At 24.8% G+C, this 1,374-nt stretch carries 1 protein-coding gene; it reads right to left on the reverse strand.

Features of this window, described 5'->3' with window-relative positions; genetic code table 11:
- Nucleotides 1–456: 456 nt before the first annotated feature.
- Nucleotides 457–1,374: hypothetical protein (locus tag RI76_RS03095; RefSeq protein ID WP_036343712.1), on the reverse strand; the 918-nt coding region annotated here is incomplete at its 5' end.

Here is a 1,374-nt window from a genome sequence, read left to right on the forward strand (position 1 = left end):
TCTTTACTAATTTATCCGCATAAACATTTAAATTCATTAACTACTCCAGAGGATCATTGCTTTTTAATAATTTCTTTTATCTCAACTTCTTTTTTTTCTTGTTCTTCTTTAGAAGAAAATGGAAAAGTTAGTAAAATTTCTTTAATAAGAAAATATTTTAAAAATGTTGAATTATTTCCTTTTTTTAGTTATCTCTATTTTATTAAAATCATATACTTCTTCTATTCCATTATTTTTCAATTTCCCTTGTGCTGTATATTCACCAGTATGTTGAAATTAAATAACTTCTGATTTTTCATTGGAGTTTTTTTTGTTCCATTCAAAACCATCTTCTTGAAATTCGAATTTTTGTGAACTTTCCGTTTATTCATTATAGTCCATAATTAAATAAATATCATTTTTAAATATAATCGATTTAAAAGAAATCGTATCTGTGAATAATGGTAATTTTCTTAATCAAAATCTTGTCGGTTTGAATGAATGAAAATTTAATTTCGAGACTTCTTGAGGTTCTTCAAAATAATAATTTCTTATTTTTGTTTTTTTACCTTTCATTTCTTCATCTGTCCAATTTCTAAATTTAAATATTACTGAACCATTACAATCAGGATGAAAAAACTCATATTTCTGAGCATTGTCTTCTGAAGACGATGTGCTCAATGGTTTAAAATTTAATTTGTTTAAAAATGTCTCCTCAACATCACTATTTATATCTTTTATTTTTTTAATAAGGCTTTGCTCTGGACGAGGGTAATTATCAAAGTCATCACAACTTTCTTCTGTTTTGAATACTTGAAATTTTATAGTTTTAATTAAATCAGGTTTGTAATTAACTATTATTGTTTCCAAATATTCTGGATGTTTGATTTCTGCTTGTTTTTCAGATCGATTAATTTTTATTTCTAAATCTTTTTCAAAATCTTTTTCTAAATCTGGATTAACCTTTCTAATAGCTTTTTTTATACCTTCATTTGTTATTTCTTTTTCTTGCAATGCCCCTAAATCACAATTTATTTTTATTTCTTCTCTCGAAGAATCTAAACCGAATATTATTTTCAACTTTTCATCCTGTTGATTATTATTTTTTCGATTATCTTGAAAAATTGAATTATGTTTATCTTTAAGCATTGTTAACATTTCTTTGTATGAATACGGAGTATCTTTGTCCCAAATTTTTATAAAAACATCCTCTATTTTCTTGCCTTCGAAATTTAACTTATATTTAGGAACTTTGGTAAAACCATTTTGTTCGCAAATATCATCCCAAAATTTTTCATACATAACTTGATAATTAAATTCCGGACGATTTTCAATAGAAAATTCAATTTGAATATCCTTTTGATAATTACGTATAGAAATGGCCCAAATTGGCGA

The sequence above is a fragment of the Milkweed yellows phytoplasma str. MW1 genome (assembly GCF_000309485.1).
GTDB lineage: Bacteria > Bacillota_I > Bacilli_A > Acholeplasmatales > Acholeplasmataceae > Phytoplasma.